Annotated in this window: 17 protein-coding genes; 13 read left to right on the top strand and 4 right to left on the bottom strand. The window is 49.3% G+C overall.

The features are described from left to right. Positions 1–350: 350 nt before the first annotated feature. From FVR03_RS11840 to FVR03_RS11780, 13 genes are all read left to right on the top strand, one after another. A complete protein-coding gene (locus FVR03_RS11840; RefSeq protein ID WP_147921962.1) occupies positions 351–785 on the top strand; it encodes an HYC_CC_PP family protein in 435 nt (144 codons plus the stop codon). 154 nt (positions 786–939) lie between these two features. Next, on the top strand, positions 940–2,226 hold the full coding sequence (locus tag FVR03_RS11835) for an efflux RND transporter permease subunit (protein WP_147921961.1): 1,287 nt from the start codon (positions 940–942) through the stop codon (positions 2,224–2,226). 19 nt (positions 2,227–2,245) lie between these two features. Further along, positions 2,246–4,144: an efflux RND transporter permease subunit gene (locus FVR03_RS11830; RefSeq protein ID WP_147921960.1), complete on the top strand. Its 1,899-nt coding sequence runs from the start codon at positions 2,246–2,248 to the stop codon at positions 4,142–4,144. Then, entirely contained in the window at positions 4,131–5,393 is a 1,263-nt protein-coding gene (locus FVR03_RS11825; protein WP_147921959.1) for a TolC family protein, read from the top strand. The genes FVR03_RS11830 and FVR03_RS11825 overlap by 14 nt, the downstream gene beginning before the upstream one ends. After that, positions 5,371–6,699 (top strand): heavy metal-binding domain-containing protein, encoded by a 1,329-nt coding sequence (locus FVR03_RS11820; protein WP_147921958.1) that lies wholly within the window; start codon positions 5,371–5,373, stop codon positions 6,697–6,699. Before FVR03_RS11825 ends, FVR03_RS11820 begins: the two co-directional genes overlap by 23 nt. Positions 6,700–6,708: 9 nt before the next feature. Then, positions 6,709–7,917, top strand: a complete 1,209-nt coding sequence (locus FVR03_RS11815) for an efflux RND transporter periplasmic adaptor subunit (protein WP_147921957.1) — start codon at positions 6,709–6,711, stop codon at positions 7,915–7,917. Between the two features lie 179 nt (positions 7,918–8,096). Further along, entirely contained in the window at positions 8,097–8,717 is a 621-nt protein-coding gene (locus FVR03_RS11810; protein ID WP_147921956.1) for a DUF3347 domain-containing protein, read from the top strand. A 26-nt stretch (positions 8,718–8,743) separates the two neighbouring features. Continuing rightward, on the top strand, positions 8,744–9,793 hold the full coding sequence (locus FVR03_RS11805; protein WP_147921955.1) for a YncE family protein: 1,050 nt from the start codon (positions 8,744–8,746) through the stop codon (positions 9,791–9,793). Positions 9,794–10,739: 946 nt separating this feature from the next. Next, positions 10,740–11,282, top strand: coding sequence for a helix-turn-helix domain-containing protein (locus FVR03_RS11800; RefSeq protein WP_255474186.1), 543 nt, complete (start codon positions 10,740–10,742; stop codon positions 11,280–11,282). A gap of 224 nt (positions 11,283–11,506) precedes the next feature. After that, positions 11,507–12,175: a DUF2231 domain-containing protein gene (locus FVR03_RS11795; protein WP_255474185.1), complete on the top strand. Its 669-nt coding sequence runs from the start codon at positions 11,507–11,509 to the stop codon at positions 12,173–12,175. Positions 12,176–12,263: 88 nt separating this feature from the next. Continuing rightward, entirely contained in the window at positions 12,264–12,569 is a 306-nt protein-coding gene (locus FVR03_RS11790) for a phosphoribosylpyrophosphate synthetase (RefSeq protein ID WP_147921953.1), read from the top strand. A gap of 20 nt (positions 12,570–12,589) precedes the next feature. Beyond that, complete coding sequence (locus FVR03_RS11785) at positions 12,590–14,689, top strand: copper-translocating P-type ATPase (protein WP_147921952.1); 2,100 nt, start codon at positions 12,590–12,592, stop codon at positions 14,687–14,689. Positions 14,690–14,789: 100 nt separating this feature from the next. After that, the gene (locus FVR03_RS11780) at positions 14,790–15,485 is read left to right on the top strand and encodes a DUF305 domain-containing protein (RefSeq protein WP_147921951.1); all 696 of its coding nucleotides are present in this window, start codon (positions 14,790–14,792) and stop codon (positions 15,483–15,485) included. Between the two features lie 101 nt (positions 15,486–15,586). On the opposite strand, the gene FVR03_RS11775 is transcribed toward FVR03_RS11780, so the two are convergent. The 4 genes from FVR03_RS11775 to FVR03_RS11760 form a co-directional block, all read right to left on the bottom strand. Continuing rightward, a complete protein-coding gene (locus tag FVR03_RS11775; protein ID WP_255474184.1) occupies positions 15,587–18,115 on the bottom strand; it encodes a multicopper oxidase domain-containing protein in 2,529 nt (842 codons plus the stop codon). Between the two features lie 294 nt (positions 18,116–18,409). Beyond that, positions 18,410–18,649 carry a copper chaperone gene (locus FVR03_RS11770; protein ID WP_147921950.1) on the bottom strand — a complete coding sequence of 80 codons (240 nt, stop codon included), beginning with the start codon at positions 18,647–18,649 and terminating at the stop codon, positions 18,410–18,412. Between the two features lie 155 nt (positions 18,650–18,804). Next, a complete protein-coding gene (locus FVR03_RS11765; RefSeq protein WP_147921949.1) occupies positions 18,805–19,305 on the bottom strand; it encodes a hypothetical protein in 501 nt (166 codons plus the stop codon). 265 nt (positions 19,306–19,570) lie between these two features. Continuing rightward, positions 19,571–19,891 (bottom strand): four-helix bundle copper-binding protein, encoded by a 321-nt coding sequence (locus FVR03_RS11760; RefSeq protein WP_147921948.1) that lies wholly within the window; start codon positions 19,889–19,891, stop codon positions 19,571–19,573. Positions 19,892–20,248 lie beyond the last annotated feature (357 nt).

Below are 20,248 nucleotides of genomic sequence, written 5' to 3'. Positions count from 1 at the left end.
CAGTATTTAACTATCTTAAATACAGCAACTTAAGGCGATTTTAAAAAGCAACGTTTGGACACTAATGAAATTAGATATCAAAAACAACTTTCCTTTATGCCATAACGGCCTTACATGAACTATGACAACGTCTTTTGTCTTATTGTCTTAACAAAACAGGACTGCAAATCGTTTGCTAATGTTCAAGGCAGGCTGACACCTCCTTTCAGGCTTATGGAATACCAGGCTTTGCGTGCAGCAGAATTGTCCTACTAGTAGACCTGCACAAAAAATATATAAAAGTTTTCATTAATTATGTAATAGACCTTGCTTCTCCCGTTGTACCTTTGTATTCGTAAATATCTCAAGACGTGAAACTTTTCCGCCGGATCATATTGCTAACCCTTACGCTGCTGGTGTTTGTCTCCTCGACAGGCGTCTCAGTGGGGGTGCATGCTTGTGCCGGGGAAATAAGCGATGTGAGCTTTTATGGAGAGGCAAGTGAGTGTTCGATGGAGCAGAAGAAAGAGGCACTGCCTCCCTGCCATGCTCCAGGGAAAGAAAAATCTCCTCAAGGCAGTTGCTGTGAAGATCACAAACTGGTAGTTGAGCGCCTGGATGTAGCCACTGACACAAAGGCGCTTGCACTCAGCAAAACACTGGATGTTAAATTCATTGCCGCTGTGAAAGTGGTAATACTGCAGCTTTTTGCAGTGCAGGAAGGACTCAAGCCTGCTTATGCGCTTTACACTTCCCCTCCTATTGCACGGGACATACCTGTTCTGGTGCAGTCCTTTCTTATATAACCTTACTGGCTGTCAGGTGCCGCTTTAAATGTGTTGCAGGTGTATGAACCTGTTACACTGCGTTGGCCGTATGCCGCCTTTTTATCCGGCACTGTTTCCGTATTAGCCATTCCCATGGCTGACAGTTATTCCCTAAGGTTATTCATTTATTCCCATGATCGAGAAGTTAATCTCCTTTTCGCTCCGCAACCGTGTGATGGTGCTGCTCATAGCGGCGGCATTGTTTGGCTGGGGCGTTTATTCCGTGCAGACAAATAAGGTGGATGCCATTCCTGATTTGTCTGAAAACCAGGTCATCGTCTTTACCGAGTGGATGGGCCGAAGCCCGCAGCTCGTGGAAGACCAGATCACCTACCCCCTCGTCACCAACCTGCAGGGCCTGCCCGAGGTGAAGTATGTACGTGGCACCTCCATGTTCGGCATGAGCTTTATCTACATCATCTTTGAGGATGAGACGGACGTGTACTGGGCACGCACGCGGGTACTGGAGCGCCTAAACTCTGTCGGCAACATGCTGCCTGAAGATGCAACGCCTACCCTCGGCCCTGACGGCACGGGTGTCGGCCACATCCTCTGGTACACGCTGGATGCCCCCGGCATGGACTTAGGTGAGCAGCGCGCTGTGCAGGACTGGTATGTGAAGTTCGCGCTGCAGAATGTGAATGGCGTGAGTGAGGTGGCCTCATTCGGAGGTTTTCAAAAGCAGTACCAGCTCACGCTTGACCCCAACAAACTTACTTATTACAAACTCTCCGTCCCGCAGGTGATTCAGGCAGTGCGGGCCAACAACAACGAGGCGGGTGGCCGCAAGTTCGAACTCTCCGATATTGGCTACATCATTAAAACAACCGGATATCTAGAATCTGCTGAAGAGATAGAGAACATTCCAGTTGCTACCAACAACACCATACCCGTTCGGGTGAAGGATGTGGCCACCGTGCAGATGACAGGCGAGAGCCGCCTGGGTATATTCGATGTGAACGGAACAGGTGAGGCGGTCGGTGGCATTGTGGTGATGCGCTACGGCGAGAACGCTGCCGAGGTCATTGAAAACGTGAAGGTGAAGATGGAGGAGGTAGCCAAGGGGTTACCCGAAGGTGTGAAGTTCAGCATCGTCTACGACCGTAGTGGGCTCATCAACGAAAGTGTAGACTCTGTTAGAAACACCTTGATTGAGGAGATGATTGTGGCCTCCGTAGTAGTGCTTCTTTTCCTCTTTCACTGGCGCAGCGCCCTAGTCATCATGATTCAGTTGCCGCTGTCCGTTGCCATTGGCTTTATCCTGCTCAACGCCTTCGGAATCTCCTCCAACATCATGTCGCTAACTGGCATTGCCCTGTCCATCGGTGTGATTGTGGATGATGCCATCGTGATGGTGGAGAACGCCTACCGGCACCTGGCCGATGCACAGAAAGGCAAACAGTGGATAGAGGAAGAGTAAATTCATTAAATGAATAAAGATGAAATTGACAGAAGAAGGTAGAATCAAGATAATAGAAAAGTCCAGTAGGCAGGTAGGCCCCAGCGTGTTCTGGAGCACTGTGATTATCATCACTTCTTTCCTGCCTGTTTTCCTGCTTACCGGGCAGGAAGGCAAGCTCTTCGGACCGCTGGCCTGGACAAAAACCTTTATATTGATAGTAGATGCCGTGGTGGCCATCACACTTACGCCCGTCCTCATCTCTTTTTTCCTTAAGGGAAAGTTTAAGGAGGAGAGCGCTAATCCGATCAACAGAGGACTGGAGAAGGTCTATGGCCCCATATTGAAGTGGTGCCTGAAGTGGCGTAAAACGACACTAGGCGTCAACATTCTGGCCTTGGCTGTCTCTATACCCATGCTGCTGAGCCTGGGTACAGAGTTCATGCCGCCGCTGGATGAGGGCTCCATTCTTTTCATGCCTGTCACGCTGCCGGATATTTCCAATGCAGAGGCCAAGCGCATCCTGCAGGTACAGGATAAGATCATCAAATCGGTGCCCGAGGTGGAAAGTGTGCTGGGCAAGGCTGGGCGTGCCACCACCGCCACTGATAACTCGCCGATCAGCATGATCGAAACAATCATTATGCTAAAGCCGGAGTCGGAATGGCGCGAGGGTATCACCAAGCAGGACATCATCCAGGAACTGGATGCCAAGCTGCAGATACCGGGCGTGGTAAACGGCTGGACCCAGCCTATCATCAATCGCATCAACATGCTGGCCACGGGTATCCGCACGGACGTAGGCGTGAAAGTGTACGGCCAAAACCTGGACTCTATTGCAGCAGTATCCGAGCGGGTGAGAACGGCGTTGAATGGGGTGCCGGGTGTGAAAGACCTCTACGTGGAGCCAATCACAGGTGGTAAATACCTTGAGATTGATATTAACCGGGATGCCTTAGGCCGTTATGGACTGACGGTGGACGATGTAAACATGATCGTAGAGTCAGCCCTGGGAGGCACGCCTATCGGCAACACAATTGAGGGCCGCGAGCGTTTCGCCATTAATGTCCGCCTGGCGCAGGAGTATCGTAACAGTGTGGAGCGCATCAAGCGCATCCCGATACAAACCTCTTCAGCCGGCACCATTCCTTTGTCTTCGGTGGCAAACATTCGCTTTACAGACGGACCTCCGATGATCAATTCGGAGAATGCGCAGCTGCGTGGGGCCGTGCTCTTTAATGTGCGCGACCGTGACCTGGGAAGTACTGTAGAGGAGGCCATCGAAAAAATAAACAATGAGGTAACGGGCATACCAGAGGGCTACTATTTGGAGTGGAGCGGACAGTGGGAGAACCAGGTGCGTGCCAACAATACCCTAAAGATCATCATTCCGCTGGTGCTGGTCATTATTCTGGTAATTCTCTACTTCTCTTTTAATTCCATGAAGGAGGCTCTCATCAATCTGGGCACCATCCCTTTTGCCCTGATTGGAGGCGTGTACATCGTATACTTCTACGGCGTGAACCTGTCGGTGGCCGTAGCTGTGGGCTTTATCGCCCTGTTTGGCCTGGCAATGGAGACTAGCATGCTGATGATCGTGTATCTCAACGAGGCGATGCAACAGCTGGTGGCCACCAAAGGCAACTCTTCCGACACCATTACCAAACAGGACATTCGGGATTATGTATTCATGGGAGCCGCCAAACGCCTTCGCCCGAAGATCATGACGGTGTCAGTATCCTTGTTCGGCCTCGTTCCTGTGCTTTGGGCCACGGGTGTGGGCTCGGACATCATGCTGCCCATTGTGCTCCCGCTGATCGGAGGAGTGTTCACCTCTTCCATCCATATCCTGCTGGTAACGCCGGTGGTTTTTGAGATGACGAAAGAACATGAGTTAAAGAAACACGGCAAACTGGAAATCTACGATGTTAAGCATTAAGAAATACAAGAATTTAAGTTGGTTGTTTGTGATGCTGCTGGCCAGTGCTTCGGCACTGGCCCAGCAACAGACCATGAACCTTGACAGCGTACTGCAAAGAATAAGCAGTACCAACCCCATGCTGCAGGAATATAATTACCGCGCCAGGGCCATGGATGCCTATGCCGAAGGTGCTAAAAGCTGGATGGCACCCATGGTAGGAGGAGGCGTTTTCATGTACCCTTACCCGGGCACAGAGGTGATGGAAGGACGTGACAAAGGCATGCTGATGCTGTCGGCAGAGCAGGATATACCGAACCCTGCCAAGCAGCGCGCCAAAGAAAGTTATATGAGATCCAGGGCGGCCATCGAGAACGCCGGCAGGGACGTAACGTTTAACCAGCTGCGCGCGCAGGCAAAAGCCGCCTACTACAGCTGGGTAGTGCTGGAAAGAAAGATGGACGTGCTGCAGGACAGCAAGCGTATCATGGAGTACATGCTCAAGCTAGCCCGTGTTCGTTATCCCTACAGCCAGGGAAGCCTGGGCAGTATCTATAAAGCAGAGGCAAGGCTGCACGAGGTGGAAAATATGCAACTGATGACAGCCAGCCAGATTGAGCAGCAGAACGTGCAGCTCAACATCCTGATGAACCAACCAAAAGAGCAGCGTTTTCGCATTGACACTGCCGTGTTAATGCCCGAGCCTGCCCTGCTGGCTGTGGATACGACCAGCCTGGTAACGGCCCGCAGCGACCTGCGGCAGCTGGACAGGACCATTCAATCCATGCGGCTTAATGTAGAACTGGAGCAGCTGGAGCGTAAGCCGGATTTCCGTGTTCGCTTTGAGCACATGTACCCGCGCGACAACATGATGCCGCAGCAGTTCACAGCCATGGGCATGGTGTCCATTCCCATTGCGCCGTGGTCCTCTAAAATGTACAAAGCCAATACGAAGGCAATGAACCTGGAGATTGAGGCTATGCAGCGGGAGCGGGAATCTATCATAAACGAGGCGCAGGGGATGGTGCGAAATATGGCCCTGGAACTGAATACAATGCGGGAGCAGACGGAAAGTTATAGGAGCAAGATTATTCCCGCCCTGAAAAAAAACTACGATGTGACCATGCTGGCCTATGAGCAGAACAGCGCGCAGCTACCCGAGGTGATCGATGCTTGGGAGGCGCTGAATATGGCGCAGATGGAATACCTTAACCGGCTGCAGGAACTGTACTTAATGGTTGTAAATTATGAGAAAGAAATTGAGAAATAACATCCTGTGCCTGTTGGCTCTCCTGATGCTTTTCACCTTAGGGGCTTGCAGTCACGATGAGGCGGAGCATACTGCAGGGGATACAGAATATACCTGTCCGATGCACCCGCAGATCGTGCAGAACGAGCCGGGCACCTGCCCCATCTGTGGCATGGACCTGGTACCGAAGTCAGGGCATGGTACAGAGGTTGAAATAACGGAGGAGCTGGCGTTTCTGCTAAGGCCCACAAACACTACCGTTGTATCCTCGGTGGCCACTACAAAAGCACAGGAGAAAACAGTGCAGGCTACTGTGGAAATGGCGGGGATCATCACCTATGATCCCCGTCGGGTGTATACCGTTCCCGCCCGCGTGGGCGGCCGTATCGAAAAGTTGTTTGTAAAGTATAATTTTCAGCCCATTCGCAAAGGACAGAAACTAATGGAGATTTACAGTCCGGAGCTGATTACGGCTCAGAAGGAACTGCTGTACCTGGTAGAGTCGGCTCCGGAGGACAAGCAACTGATTGAAGGTTCAAAGCAGAAGCTGCGCCTGCTGGGTGCCACCGATGCGCAGATTAACCGTCTCATCCGTACCGGAGAGGAGAGTTACACTTTTGCTCTCTACAGCCCTTATGATGGCTACGTAATCGGGCTGAACACAGCGGCCCCGACAGCTACACCAAGCTTGGCGGGTGTAGCCGCGGCGAGTACAGGCGGTGGCATGGGAAGTATGGGGGGCGGCAGTGGTGCAGGTGCAACAGCTGGTTCTTCTCCTACGCCAACTACAGGTACTGAAGGCGTCCAATTAAGAGAAGGCATGTATGTGAGCACTGGGCAGCCGCTCCTGCGGGTAGCCAACCCTAACCAATTGTGGGCAGAGTTCAACGTTCCTGCAGGTGAGGTGAGCGCGCTGGCAAAAGGAGCCCCAGTGCAGATTACTTTTCCACAGTTGCCAGATGAACGCCTGGAGGCAAAGGTGGACTTCTTTCAGCCCTTCTACGAGGAAGGCGAGAGCTTTGCCAAGGTGCGGGTTTACCTGCCAGGGCAACAGAAGTTAGCGATGGTGGGGCAGTTGGTAACAGCCCGTGCCAGCTACACCACCCCTCCCGCCCTGTGGGTACCTAAAACCGCAGTACTGGACATCGGCACCAGGTCTGTGGCCTTCAGAAAAGTAAAGGGCGTGTTCGAGCCTGTGGCGGTTACCGTCGGCACCACGGAAGGAAAAGAGGTGCAGGTAGTGGAGGGGCTGCAGGAGGGGAATGTTGTTGCCGCCAACGCGCAGTTCCTGGTGGACAGTGAAAGTTTTATTAAAGTACATAAATAGAAATACACCATGAAAAAAACAAGAAGCTATATCCTTTACTTGCTGGCTTTCCTGGTGATTACTTTGGGAGCCTGCAGTCACGAGGAAGCGGCACATGCTGACGGTGAGGCTATCACTTACACCTGTCCGATGCACCCGCAGATCGTGCAGAATGAGCCGGGCACCTGCCCCATTTGTGGCATGGACCTGGTGCCGGTGTCGCAGTCTGGAAAGAATGAAGGGGAACTGATGCTGAGCGACAGCCAGATTGCGCTGGGTAATATTGCGGTGAAACGCGTGAAGTACGGCGACGTGGGCAGCAGCACCATCTTAACGGGGCAACTCGTGCTAGACGAGACACAGACAGATGTCGTCAGCAGTCGTGCCGCGGGCCGTATCGAACGGCTCTACATCAAGGAGACCGGGCAAAGCATCAGAAAAGGTCAGCCGCTGTACGAGCTGTATTCAGAGGAGATCCTGACACTGCAACGTGAGTACCTGCTGGCCCTGAAGCAAAATCAGGAGCTCGGAAAAGAGAATCCGCGCTTTGCCTCTTTCCTGGAAGCGGCCAAAAAGAAGCTCCTGCTCTATGGCCAGACGGAGGCACAGGTCCGAAACTTAGCCAGTACCCAGCAACTGGATGCACGCGTGACCTTCGTGGCCCCAAGCTCAGGCGTGATAACGGAGGTAGCCGCCGCCGAGGGACAGTATGTAGCCGAAGGCAGCGTTCTGTACAGGTTGGGTAAGCTGGGCGGTATCTGGGTGGAGGCCGAACTCTATCCGCAGGAAGTGGCCCAAGTGCAGGTAGGGGACCCTGTCCAAGTGTCGGTACAAGGCTTTTCCCAGGATCCTGTTTCCGCCAAGGTCACGTTCTTGAGCCCTGAGCTCAGGGCCGGAAGCCAGGTGGCGGTGCTGCGTGCCGAGCTGCCAAATGCAGAGGGCCGGTTCCTGCCGGGCATGCAGGCGAATGTGACACTTTCGGGTAAGACAGATTCCATCCTGACTGTTCCCACCGATGCCGTTATCCGTGATAAAAGTGGCAGCCATGTGTGGGTGCAGACAGGAAAAGGGACCTTTCAGGCACGCATGGTAACGCTCGGGGAGGAAGGCTTTAACAACGTAGCCATACTTACAGGGATCAGGGAAAACGACAAAGTGGTGACCTCGGGAGCTTACCTGCTCTACAGTGAGTTTGTGCTCAAGAAGGGAGGCGACCCGATGGCAGGCCATAACCACTGACACCAATGAAAGACTGCTGCAGGACAGAGCCGGAGGAACCGGACAAACAACCTTATAAGAAGTGGCTCAGGTGGGCGATCTATCTTATCGTAGGCGCTTTAGTTGCCTTTGAAACAGTAAACCAAATGAATTATTAACCTTAAATTACTTTTAAAATGAAGCTATCACCAATTAGAAAAATGACATTCGCCGGAGCCGTACTGGTTACCTTTTCCTTCACGGCCTGTGCTGAGAAACAGCAGGAAGCTTCCGGCACAGCTCAGGACCAACATGAAGAAATGGACCACAGCGGCATGAATCACAGTGAGATGGCTGCCAAGGTAGTGGTAGAGACACCCGATTATACCTCGGTAGCGGAGCCTGTGAAAGCCCAGGTAGCAGCTTTGGTAGACAGTTACCTGAGGCTGAAAGATGCGCTGGTTGCTTCCAGCGCGAAAACAGCGAAGGCTGAGGCTGAAGCTGTACTAGCAGCAGCCGAAAAAATAGACCTTGCTGCGCTGGAAGGCGACCAGAAAGAATTTGCGCAGGAGAAACTGGGAGAGGTAAAGCAGAGTGCCTCCAGAATCGCAGCGGCAAATGATATAGGTGCACAGCGTGAAGGTTTGGAACTATTGTCAGAGGCAACGTTCTCTCTTACAAAAGCTTTTGGTGCCACCGATCAGAAGCTCTACTACCAGCACTGCCCAATGGCCAACAATAACCAGGGTGCTTACTGGCTGAGCTCCAATCAGGAGATTCGAAACCCCTATTTTGGCGAGCAGATGCTCAAGTGCGGCAGCACAGAAGAATCAATAAACTAAATATAGCCCTAGAGACCAAAATCCTTATGAAAAAGCATAAATCAATAATTTGGGGTTTGGCACTTGTTGCCGGACTCGGGGCCTGCAACAAGGAGATGGACCATGATGAGATGGAAATGCCCCTGAACATAAACTACCCGGCGGCTTTTGTGGTGAACGGGCAGGACAACAGTATATCTGTTGTCAAGCTGCCCGATAATCAGGTCATTGAGACCATAAAGCTCAAGGATGCTGTTGCGCCCCATCATATTTCGCTCAGCCCAGACAAGACGAAACTGGCTGTGGCTATCACCTCTACAGACTTGAGCGGTGGACACGGTGTGGGACATGGAGCTAACAGCAGTTTTAAAGTTATCATCGTTGATGCTGTAACAGGCTCGGCGGTTAAAACAATAGATTTACCGAAGATGCCTCACAATGCCGCCTTCAACGCGAATGGGACTGAATTGTGGATTGGACAATCGGATGATAACTCTGGGACAGTAGTTGTCTATAATACTGCGGATTGGTCAGTAAAAAACACCATCGCTGTAGGTAAAAGTCCCTCAGAGGTCACCTTCTCTGTAGATGGTGCGGTGACTTTTGTGGCCAACACAGGTGCAGCGACGGTTTCGGTCATAGATCCCACTACAAAATCTGTGACAGCGACCTTATCTGTAGGGGAAGATCCAGTAGGAGCATGGCCTGCCACAAACGGTAAGATGTACGTGGACAACGAGACGTCGCAGACTGTAAGCGTTATAGATGTGTCCAGTGCTACAGTAACAGAGACGCTTACACTTGGCTTTAAACCAGGCTATGTTGCCTTTCAAGACAAATCGGGTGAGCTGTGGGTGAGCGATGCGACAAACGGTAAAGTAGTTATTTATCAGCGTAACGGCGGTGCCTGGATTAAGAAGGCGGAGGTGCCCACCGGCAACGATGCTCATGCCATTGCCTTTAGCCAAGACAGAAGCCTGGCCTATGTCAGCAATCAGGGTGCTCACACGGTAACAGTGCTGGATGCTGCAACCTACACGAAGGTAAAGGAAGTTGCAGTCGGCAGGATGCCTAATGGTATAGTCCTAAAGCAATAATTCATCTATCGGCTTGCTCACCCTTGCCTAACTGTGATGTTAGTCAGCTATGTGGGGATAGGGTAAGGGATGTTGTCCCACGGTTGTTCAGCCTCACCTGAGGCCTGTTCTTCCTAAACTATAGGATAAACCGGTACTTTATTATTTTTTTTATATATTTGTGCTACACTTAAGATAAGACACTGTAATACAGTGGCTTTACTTCATGAAAAGAACCAGACATAACAAGAAAATACGTTTTATAGGACTGTTCCTCCTGACAGTCTTTGTGAACCTGTACCTTGTTCAGCTGGTTTGTAACCTGCCGCACCTAGCGCAACGGCTTCAACCTGTTGCTTCCACCCCGGCACATCATCACAGTACAGGGCATAAAGGGGAAAGCCACACCCACGGGAAAACCTCTTCTCCAGATCACCATGACAAAGGGCACGAGCACCATCATGATGAGCATCCCACACCGTCTAATAAGAGTACTGACTGCTGCTCAGATCAAGCATACGGCCCTTTTGTCAAATCTTCTACGTCCCTTGAGGCCCCTTCGCTTGCAAAGACACCGCTTTCTTTCATAGAAAGCCTGTGTCAAACACTTCTGAGCTTGCTATACAAGTGCCGTATTACAGCGGTGTCCCATGCCCCCCCTGATCCACCTGTTCCTAAAATATCTGATATAAGGATATTTCTGCACTCTCTTACTATTTGATGTACAAACTGCTACTGTAAAGTGGCAGTGCTGGAATTGCTGTGCCTTTCCAGTGCTAGTGCAGGCAGTTCGCTGTGCCTCCTAATCTGCATTGTTTCTCCCTAGCTGCAGTAGGGATCCAGCTGCCAAACGAGTTTGTAAGTTAAATGGAATGGGGGCCGCTCTTTAGACAGTGGCTCCACTTCACATGCTATTTGTAAAATGAGTAATGAGAGTTTGCATTGTAAGGTGCTCCGAATTAAAAACATGGTTTGTCCCCGCTGCATCATGGTTGTGCGAGATGAACTTGAAAGCCTTGGCCTGCAAGTGCTGGAGGTGGAGTTAGGAAAAGCTGTCGTCAATGAAAGCGATAAGGTAGCCGAAACCGCTATAGAAGCGTCTCTGGCTCGCAAAGGGTTCGAACTGCTCCACGACAAACGGGAAGAGCTTGTAGAGGCTGTCAAAGTGGCTGTTATTGATGTGATATACAGTGGTAAAGTCTCAACCCTTGCTACTAATCTGTCCACCTATCTGGCAGAGGCGCTTGGTAAAGATTACTCTACGATCAGTACTGCCTTCAAAGCATCGGAAGGGATAGCTCTAAGCCGGTACATTGTACTGCAGAAGGTAGAACACATAAAAGAGTTGCTAACTTATGATGAGTTACCACTGAGCGTTATCGCAACCAAACTGGGTTATAAGAGCCTGCAACATCTATCGAGGCAGTTCAAAGAAGTTACCGGTACGACACTTAACATGTACAAGAGGCAGGACAATGGAGGCCGCCTTCCAATTGACAACCTGTATTAGCATTTATTGTGTGTTCCATAGATATGTAATCCTGCTCAATAAATCTATAAAACTGCTTTAGTCTTAGCCAAGTACTGAAAGTGTGCCTATGTGGGCAAACCCCGGCTTGCTTTGCAAAGTCGTGGGCAGCACGTGTGCTAACAGTTTTATAGTTGGGCTTTAGTAGGTACCACAAAAACATACCGCCTCAACATTACCGCCAACTTATTTAAAACTTTAAAAGAATGAATAAAATTTATATTGCAGCGCTGTTAATGCTGCTTTTGCATTTACCCAATATTCAGCTGTTGTACGCACATGGAGGCGAAAAGCATGGCAAGGCCGCCAAAAAAATGGAAGAGAACCAGGAGAAACCTGACACTCCTGCTGTACAAAGTGCAGTACCCGAAGAACATGCAGTACACATACAAGAACCCGCTTCGGCACATGCCAGGCCAGACGATTTCCCTAATAAGCACCCATTGTTCGTTCACTTCCCCATCGTACTGTTGTTGGTGGCTGCTGCCGTGCAGTTATGCAATATCCTGTTCCTGCGTAAGGAGTTAGATTGGGTTACCACTGTAGCTACCATAATAAGCTTCGGTACAGCCTATTACGTTACAAAGTTTGCACATCCTCACACCAGCGGCCTTACAGAGCACGCCAAGTTGGTACTAGACCAGCATGATCTTTATGCCGACTGGACCATCTATCTTGGTGGAATAGGCCTGGCATCCCAATTGCTGAACCAGTTCCTGTTTAAAGGTAGGCGTTGGAGCATAGTAGTTGTTGCCTTGGTTCTTTCTGCTGCGGCCTACTGTGTATCCATGGCAGGCCACTATGGCGCGCAACTCGTACACATAGAGGGAGTGGGTCCCCAGGGTAAATATCTGGAGACAGGCCACCACCATTAAGCATGATAAGGCGCAGACCCATAGCTGCGCCTTATCATTTAAAGGATACACGACACGATGTGGAAAGAAATTGACTAAAGCCAAAAAGATGAGTAAGTACAACTATGACACGGTAGTAGAGGCTCTCGATGACTTAAGAAAGCGAGGTTATACGGAGGGCTTTAGCTTACGTCCCTATTGTCTGGAATGTCCGCAATTACAGCTTGAGCTAGGGGCAAGGGAGTTTAAAATTGACGAGGTGCATCGGTTTGAAGATGCCAGCAGCCCTGATGATAGCTCTGTTGTGTATGCTATCTCCTCTGACAGGGGAATGAAAGGTGTACTGGTAGATGCGTATGGGACTTATGCTGATTCCGTTACGTCTGAAATGGCGTACAAGCTAAAAATCGGTTAAGAAGTATAAAGTTAATACCTATGGACAACGATCATAGCCACCACAGCACAAAAGCACAAGCTAACAAACGCGTAGAAGGAGTTGAAGAGCGGCTAGAAGAGAAAACGCTCCACGGCCACAGCCATGCGATGCACAAGGACACCAGCGGTCATCCGCCTCACGGTGAACACGGCCACGATCACCACCGCATGATGATAGATGACTTCCGCAAGAGGTTCTGGATTTCTCTTGCTCTGTCAATACCTGTAATTGTGCTGAGTCCCATGGTACAGCATATCCTTGGCTTTTCACTGGATATCCCCTACAGTATGTATGTCGCATTTTTGCTCTCCTCTGTCATCTATTTCTACGGTGGCTGGCCCTTCCTGACAGGGCTTTGGGAGGAGGTTAAGAAAAGCTCTCCAGGCATGATGACACTCATTGGGGTGGCCATAACCGTAGCATACCTCTACAGCACCGCTGTTACCTTCGGGCTGGAGGGCATGGACTTCTTCTGGGAACTGGCAACGCTAATCGTGGTGATGCTGCTGGGGCACTGGATTGAAATGAAGTCGGTGCTAGGCGCTTCCAGGGCTCTGGAGCTACTAGTGAGTATGATGCCTGCCGAGGCACAGGTAGTTAGGGACGGGCAAACAGTGACAGTTAAGGTAGATCAGCTACAGCCTGGAGACATCATCCTGGTCAGGCCTGGCGAGAAAGTGCCTGCCGATGGTGTGGTGGGGCAGGGAGCAAGTTACCTGAACGAGAGCATGCTAACTGGGGAGAGTAAGCCTGTAGAGAAAAAGAAAGACGACAGGGTGATTGGGGGCTCTATCAATGGTAACGGATCACTACAGGTGCGTGTGGTAAGCACGGGCAAAGACAGCTACCTAAATAAGGTAATTAACCTGGTACAGGAAGCGCAAAAAACGAAGTCAGAGACGCAGCGTCTTGCTGATAAGGCTGCCAAATGGCTTGCCTACGTGGCGTTGGTTGCTGGATTCGGCACGCTAGCAGCCTGGTTAGTTGCCGGTGCAGAGCTGGATTTTGCCTTGGAGCGCATGGTGACAGTTATGGTTATTTCCTGCCCCCATGCTTTAGGTTTGGCTATACCGCTGGTGGTGGCTATCTCTACGGCAGTTTCCGCCAACAACGGCCTGCTGATACGCAACAGAACAGCTTTTGAAAGCTCCCGCAATATCACCACCATTATCTTCGACAAGACAGGCACCTTAACGCAAGGCTCCCATGAAGTAGCACAGGTAGAGGTCTTTCAGCAGTCTTACAGCAAGCAGGAGCTGTTGAGGCTAGCCGCTGGCGTGGAGCAGAATTCAGAGCATTATATTTCTCAGGGAATTTTGAAGAGAGCAAAGGCGGAAGGCCTTACGGTTCCTCCGTCTGACCAGTTTAATTATCTACCTGGAAAAGGGCTGGAGGGAATAGTAGAGGGGCATGATGTGAAGGTGGTAGGACCAAACTACATTAGGGAATTTAACGTGCAGGTACCCCAAAGCCAGGCAGAGGAAGGCGTGGAGACGGCAGTGTATGTGCTAATAGACGGGCAAGTGGCAGGCTACATTACCCTTCGGGATCAAATCCGCCCTGAGTCCGCTGGAGCCATACAGGTGCTTAAGGAACAAGGCATTAAAAACCTGTTGCTGACAGGAGACAATGAGCGTGTGGCTAAAAGTGTGAGCGACAAGCTGGGCATGGACGGCTATCTGGCTAATGTGCTGCCACACCAGAAGCAGGAGAAGATAAAGGAACTGCAGGCACAGGGGGAGTTTGTAGCCATGACAGGTGATGGCGTGAACGATGCCCCAGCCTTGGCGCAGGCTGATGTGGGTATCGCTGTAGGCTCCGGCACGGATGTCGCCGCCGAGACGGCCGATATTATCCTGGTGAACAGCAACCCGCAGGACATTGCCTCTCTCATCCTTTTTGGCAAGGCCACCTACCGAAAAATGATACAGAACCTGATTTGGGCGACCGGATATAACATAATCGCGCTGCCGCTGGCGGCAGGGGTGCTCTACAACCAGGGGATTATGATTTCTCCTGCTGTTGGGGCAGCTCTCATGAGTTTGAGTACTGTTATTGTCGCTATTAATGCACAGTTACTGAAAAGGCAGATCAAGTAAAAATACAACAATAGGGAGGTGCGGTCCTTATTACAACAGACTAGAAGTCAGTCCGTATACAACTCATCGTATGGGAAATAAATAAAAAAGACTAAAAACTATGAAAAAAATTGTAAAGCACATGCAATCAGCAACTTTGTTTGCTGGAACAGCCCTTCTCATGATGGCATGTGGCGGTCAGGAAAGCACGACCGAAGAAACAACGGCAGTAACTACAGAAGAGACAACCACGGATGTTGACGCCGAGGCTCCAATGAATACCGGCATGGACGGCAGCGGTATGATGGGTCACATGCACAGGAACATGGATGAGATGACCAACATGAAGACGAAAATGACAGGTGACCCTGACTATGACTTTGCACAGATGATGACGCACCATCACCAGGGAGCTATCCGTATGGCCGATGAGGAAATAAATAATGGTACTGACAGCAAAATGAAGGAGGTGGCTCAGAAAATCAAAGCTTCAAACCAAACCGACATACAAAAGCTTCAGGACTTCACGGGTAAACACAAGCCTACCTCAGGAGACACTGCCACAACCATGAAAATGATGCACCCCATGCATGCTATGATGGGTGAAATGCACCAAAGAGACATGAGCAGCATGAACACTGACCAAAGTTTTGCCCAGATGATGATACACCACCACCAAATGGGTAATGAAATGTCTAAAGAATTTCTAAAAGTAGGCAAAACACAGGAGATGAAACAGTTGGCTCAGAAAACAATTGATTCACAGACAAAGGAAATAAAAGAGCTGGAAGCCTGGCAGCAACAGAACCAAAAGTAGCTCTTGCAGTGTACTGGAAGTTTTGCTTAGAAGTTGACAGCACCAAACAACATAAAGGGATGCCGCTCCATGGAGAGAGCAGCATCCCTTTATGTAACAGGTTAATACACAAAGGTGACACCGGCTCCATATTTCATATCGCTGTCATAATGTGTTGATAGCGACACGTACTTCGAAACCACGTATCTGAAACCGGCCATGTATTCCTTATCCGTATTTCCCATGAGGTTTAACCTTAACCGGCTGGTCAGCGGAATATCTTCGCGCCGCAACTGGAAACGAAGCTTTCCTTTGCTATCGGCTCTTGCTTCTGCCACGACCAACATGGGTAAGATATATTGCACCCCGGCCACGAAAGCTTTCCTGTTGTTTTGATTGCTTATTTGCCCTAATAAGGTTTTTTCTGGTTCATTCTCTACACTATTCCGATGGTAATCGAAGCCAACGAATGGGAACAGCCACTGCATTTTGCCAATATACCGCCCGAAATAGGTTTCGCTCTCCACTCCGTATTCCTTCTTAAACCCTATTCTCCACTCGGTAGAGAGCTGGTAGCGGGAACTGCCCAGCACAAATTCTCCATCGCTGCCGTTCGTCTCCAGGCCGATCTGCGCAGACGGAAGAAACATCCTGTCTTCATGGTTAAACATTTTAAGCGCGTGTTTCGGGTCCGGGATATCAGGATTAGGAGGAGAATTCTGGTACGTAAACACGCGGCCCATGCCAGCCATCATGTGGTACAGGATATGGCAATGGAAAAACCAGTCTCCGCTTTCGGATGCCGCAAACTCCAGGGTATCTGTCTCCATAGGCAATATATCGACTACATTCTTCATAGGTGCATATTCGCCGTGCTTGTTGAGAACCCGGAAGTCATGCCCGTGCAGGTGCATCGGATGCCGCATCATCGAATTGTTAAACATGACGATCTTCACATTCTCCCCCTTTTTGATAAGGATGCGGTCAGTCTCTGAAACTGTCTTGTTATCCAGCGTCCAAACATAGCGGTTCATGTTGCCGGTAAGCTCAAAGTGCAGCACTTTTTCCGGGCCCGGCTTCAGCACGGTTTTTTCAGGAGCCCGTAACATTTCGTAGTTTAGCGTTACCAGCTCTGCATTTTCAGTATTCATTTGCATGCCATGCATTTCATGACCTTCCATAGCATGGTCTGTCATAGTGCTATCTGGCTGCGGCTGCACATTTGTTTCCTTTTCTCCGGTTGGTGCGGGAGCATCCTGCTGATGCCCCTCATGTCCTCCGCCCTTAACCTCGGGATACATCACGCTGTTCATGTCCATTTGCTGATTGCTCATGTTCATGCCCATCGGCTCCATATCCCCGTTCATTTTCATCATGTCGTTCATCATCCTCATGCCTTCAAAATAGTTCAGCCTGCCTAAACGCGCTGCGGGCATACGCATACCCCGGCCTAATAACAGGGAAGTGGTGTTGGTGCGGTCTTCGGCCGTAGCTAAAAACTCATATTGCATATCTTCCGGAATGGTTACCAGCAGGTCGTATGTCTCGGATGGTGCAATTATAAGCCGGTCAACTTCTACAGGCGCTACGTCGTTGCCATCGTTGGCTACCACCGTAATTTTGCTGCCGGAATAGGTTAGCCAGAAGTAAGAGGAAGCGCCACCGTTTACAACCCGCAGCTTTACCACATCGCCTGCTGTAAAATGAGTCTGCTCATGTATAGCCTGTCCGTTGGTCAGGAATTTCTCATAGGCTACATCGCTTACATCCATGGCGGTCATCCGCTTCCACTCATTTTTAAGTTTAACCCCAAAGTAGCCTTTCTTTATGGCTTCTGCATATCCCTGGGTGGCACCTTTCCGGATTGCAAACCAGTCGTTCGCGCTGCGTAAGGAGCGATAAACCTCTTTTGGCTTCATGTCGGTCCAGTCGCTCAATACAATTGGTATGGCAGGTATATCAGGTTCGTTCACTTTATTAAAAATCAGGGCGCCATACATCCCGCTTTGTTCCTGAAATCCGCTGTGGCTATGGTACCAGTAGGTGCCGTTCTGGAGTATTGGAAATTTATAGATGTAAGTGGTGTGCGGCTTAATAGGCATTTGGGTGAGATAGGGTACCCCATCGAACCTGTTAGGCAGAAATACACCGTGCCAGTGAATAGAGGTTTCGACATCCATCTGGTTATGGACATAAATCTCGGCTGTGTCGCCTTGTGTAAAGGTTAGAGCAGGTGCCGGAATGCTGCCATTGATGGCTATTGCTCTTTTTGGGTTTCCGGTAAAGTTGACGATGGTATCTTTTACATAAAGGTCATACCGGATTTTCCGGGGAATGTAAGTTGGTCCGGGGCTTTCGGGCTTGTGACCTGCTTTATGAACAGGCTCATCTTTCACCTCTGGGTTCATAATGGGCGTTTCGGTCTTTTCAGGAGCAGACGGTGCGCGCTTTTGTGGCACAGGTTTTTTAGGGGGAGCGGCAGGCTTGGGTTTTACCGTTTTCTTTACGGGAGCGGCCTGCGGTTTTGGAGTTGCTTTAGGCTTTTGCTTTACCAGTGTCATTCCACACTTCGGACAATTACCAGGCTTGGTGCTTTGAACTTCGGGGTGCATGGGGCAAGTGTAGATAACAGGTTGCTGCTGTGCAGGCATATTGTGATTTTCGTGCTGTGCAATTGCAAGCTGTCCAAAGCTAAGTAGCACTAGTAACAATAACTTGTACATTTTAAGTTGGTATAGATTTTAAGTTTATTTAGTTCTTGATAATTCATGAGCAGTAGCCACAAAGGGATATTACTCAGGTAGTTGCTATCAGCTTCATGACATTTTAATTATGAATCCATTACATTCGCGTTACTAGCGGAAGCCTACAGCAGCAAAAAGTACAGTCCATGCACGCTTACACACTTTTAATTCCAGTGGACTCGTTTTAAATTTTGGGCACCTTTACAGGTCTCCGCCGCTGAGTCCGATTACCCTTTTTATCTCAGCTCTAAACCCTGCCTGCTCTATTACTTTTTCAATTGTCTGAGGGTCTAAATTAGTACCGGACACACTAAGTATTTTATCGGTGCTTTCTGTATCAATGCTCCACTTACTTATACTTTCTTCCTTATCTAAATAAGGCGCTACCTTGGATAAAGCCTCCTGGCTTTCCACATTTGTTTTAAAGTTCATTACTTCCATAACAATATATTATTTATATAATCCACATAAATTCCCCCCTTCGCAAGTTCCGTATACAACAGAGGCCGCTTGGTCTAGTATGAGTTTGATGCGGAGAAATCAAACTCATACAGCAGCGCTGCCTGGTTTTGGTTAACTCACTATAATAGGGATAACTACACCGTTAGTACCGCACATACCCACATGCCGTTGCCGCCTTGAGACAGCCGTTGTAGTTCCTGCCACTCCACAGAATAGGTCTTGGGAAGTACTATCTTTGCTTCGTCCACTTTTTCACTACGTATCAGCAGCAGGTGCGCCTGCCTGAATCCATGATGTTTCAGCGACTTCAGAAAATAAAGCTCGTCCTTAGGTGCAGCGGCCGCAGGACTATTTTCTTCACCATCCATTACACATAGCTGAATCGCATATTGCCCTTTGCCAGTTATTTGGTAGACGTACAAATCAATAGTCTCTTTTGCAAAGTCCTTGCCCTTTGCACCCATAACCACTTGCTCGGCTTGCCTGGAAATTTGAACATCGTAATCGCCCTCCTGCAGGTGCTGCTCTAAGAAGGAAGCCAACTCATGAAGCAGCACCGCCTTATTGAAAATGGTTATCTGCTCGGACTCCCTTGCATGGGAGATAAACTTTTGAATAAAACTTTGTAGCTCCATTTATTGATACTTTGCTTAAAAGCCCAGTCCTATACTTCCGTAGGTAACTTGTTTATTTTAGTTTTTATCTCTTTGCTTCATCTGCCTTTATGTAGAGAAGCTTCCTTTAAGGAAATAGCATCGACTTTAGTAAACCAGGACTCGCTAAAAAATCAGCGCATTAAGCAGTGTAATAGTTTTGCTAGTTAGCATTGCCCTTGGAATTAAATACAAGAACCGGTTTATGCCTTGCATAAACCGGTTCTTGTATCAACATAAAAATCAGTTAAACACGTTGATACTGCTCACAGGCTTCTGCGCATCTGAAGCAAGACTCTGCACATGCTTTGCAGTGCTCTGCCTCATGTCTATTGCATTCCTCACCACAATCTCTGCAGATTTTAGCGCATTGCTGCAGAATCTCGCCTGCATAACGGGAGTCACGGGATACATAGTCCAGGGCAGCTTTGCAAATGGCCGCGCAATCTAAATCCAATCGTATGCAAGGTACCATCATCTTAATGTCATCTTCTTGCAAACAGGAAACGGCGCAGCTGTTACAAGCCGCAGCACATTCAGCTAGTGTTCTTATCAAGTCTTTGTTCATGATATTTTAGTTTTATGTGATACATGTTTTGGGTTATACCCCTCCCCTCTCCCTTTGTTTTATATATTTAATGTTAATTTTTATACATTTTTGTAGGAAGGGCCTTATGTTAGAAGCCAATAAACGTGATTAGGATCTGTAACAACCGATATCGGGATACCGCAGGCATATCTCCTGAACCCTCTGTTAAATGGATTTTTAACTCACCCAAGACAATTACGTTTAGCAGACAGGACTAAAATTACAACAGACAATTATGCATGCCCTGTACTTACTTTTTGGAATCTTTTTGTTTGTCATCACCGCACTGGACATCATCAAGACCACTTTGTCTTCCAACGGAGGCGGGAAAATCGC

The sequence above is a fragment of the Pontibacter qinzhouensis genome (assembly GCF_008017455.1).
In the GTDB taxonomy this organism is placed as follows: Bacteria; Bacteroidota; Bacteroidia; order Cytophagales; family Hymenobacteraceae; genus Pontibacter; species Pontibacter qinzhouensis.
The sequence above is the reverse complement of the archived record's forward strand: the minus strand, read 5'-3'. Positions and strand labels throughout refer to the sequence as shown.

Excerpts from the sequence above, each read along its gene's own strand:
- FVR03_RS11835 (WP_147921961.1), top strand. The coding sequence starts at position 940 with ATGATCGAGAAGTTAATCTCCTTTTCGCTCCGCAACCGTGTGATGGTG.
- FVR03_RS11830 (WP_147921960.1), top strand. The coding sequence starts at position 2,246 with ATGAAATTGACAGAAGAAGGTAGAATCAAGATAATAGAAAAGTCCAGT.
- FVR03_RS11825 (WP_147921959.1), top strand. The coding sequence starts at position 4,131 with ATGTTAAGCATTAAGAAATACAAGAATTTAAGTTGGTTGTTTGTGATG.
- FVR03_RS11820 (WP_147921958.1), top strand. The coding sequence starts at position 5,371 with ATGAGAAAGAAATTGAGAAATAACATCCTGTGCCTGTTGGCTCTCCTG.
- FVR03_RS11815 (WP_147921957.1), top strand. The coding sequence starts at position 6,709 with ATGAAAAAAACAAGAAGCTATATCCTTTACTTGCTGGCTTTCCTGGTG.
- FVR03_RS11810 (WP_147921956.1), top strand. The coding sequence starts at position 8,097 with ATGACATTCGCCGGAGCCGTACTGGTTACCTTTTCCTTCACGGCCTGT.
- FVR03_RS11805 (WP_147921955.1), top strand. The coding sequence starts at position 8,744 with ATGAAAAAGCATAAATCAATAATTTGGGGTTTGGCACTTGTTGCCGGA.
- FVR03_RS11800 (WP_255474186.1), top strand. The coding sequence starts at position 10,740 with ATGGTTTGTCCCCGCTGCATCATGGTTGTGCGAGATGAACTTGAAAGC.
- FVR03_RS11795 (WP_255474185.1), top strand. The coding sequence starts at position 11,507 with ATGAATAAAATTTATATTGCAGCGCTGTTAATGCTGCTTTTGCATTTA.
- FVR03_RS11790 (WP_147921953.1), top strand. The coding sequence starts at position 12,264 with ATGAGTAAGTACAACTATGACACGGTAGTAGAGGCTCTCGATGACTTA.
- FVR03_RS11785 (WP_147921952.1), top strand. The coding sequence starts at position 12,590 with ATGGACAACGATCATAGCCACCACAGCACAAAAGCACAAGCTAACAAA.
- FVR03_RS11780 (WP_147921951.1), top strand. The coding sequence starts at position 14,790 with ATGAAAAAAATTGTAAAGCACATGCAATCAGCAACTTTGTTTGCTGGA.
- FVR03_RS11775 (WP_255474184.1), bottom strand. The coding sequence starts at position 18,115 with ATGCCTGCACAGCAGCAACCTGTTATCTACACTTGCCCCATGCACCCC.
- FVR03_RS11770 (WP_147921950.1), bottom strand. The coding sequence starts at position 18,649 with ATGGAAGTAATGAACTTTAAAACAAATGTGGAAAGCCAGGAGGCTTTA.
- FVR03_RS11765 (WP_147921949.1), bottom strand. The coding sequence starts at position 19,305 with ATGGAGCTACAAAGTTTTATTCAAAAGTTTATCTCCCATGCAAGGGAG.
- FVR03_RS11760 (WP_147921948.1), bottom strand. The coding sequence starts at position 19,891 with ATGAACAAAGACTTGATAAGAACACTAGCTGAATGTGCTGCGGCTTGT.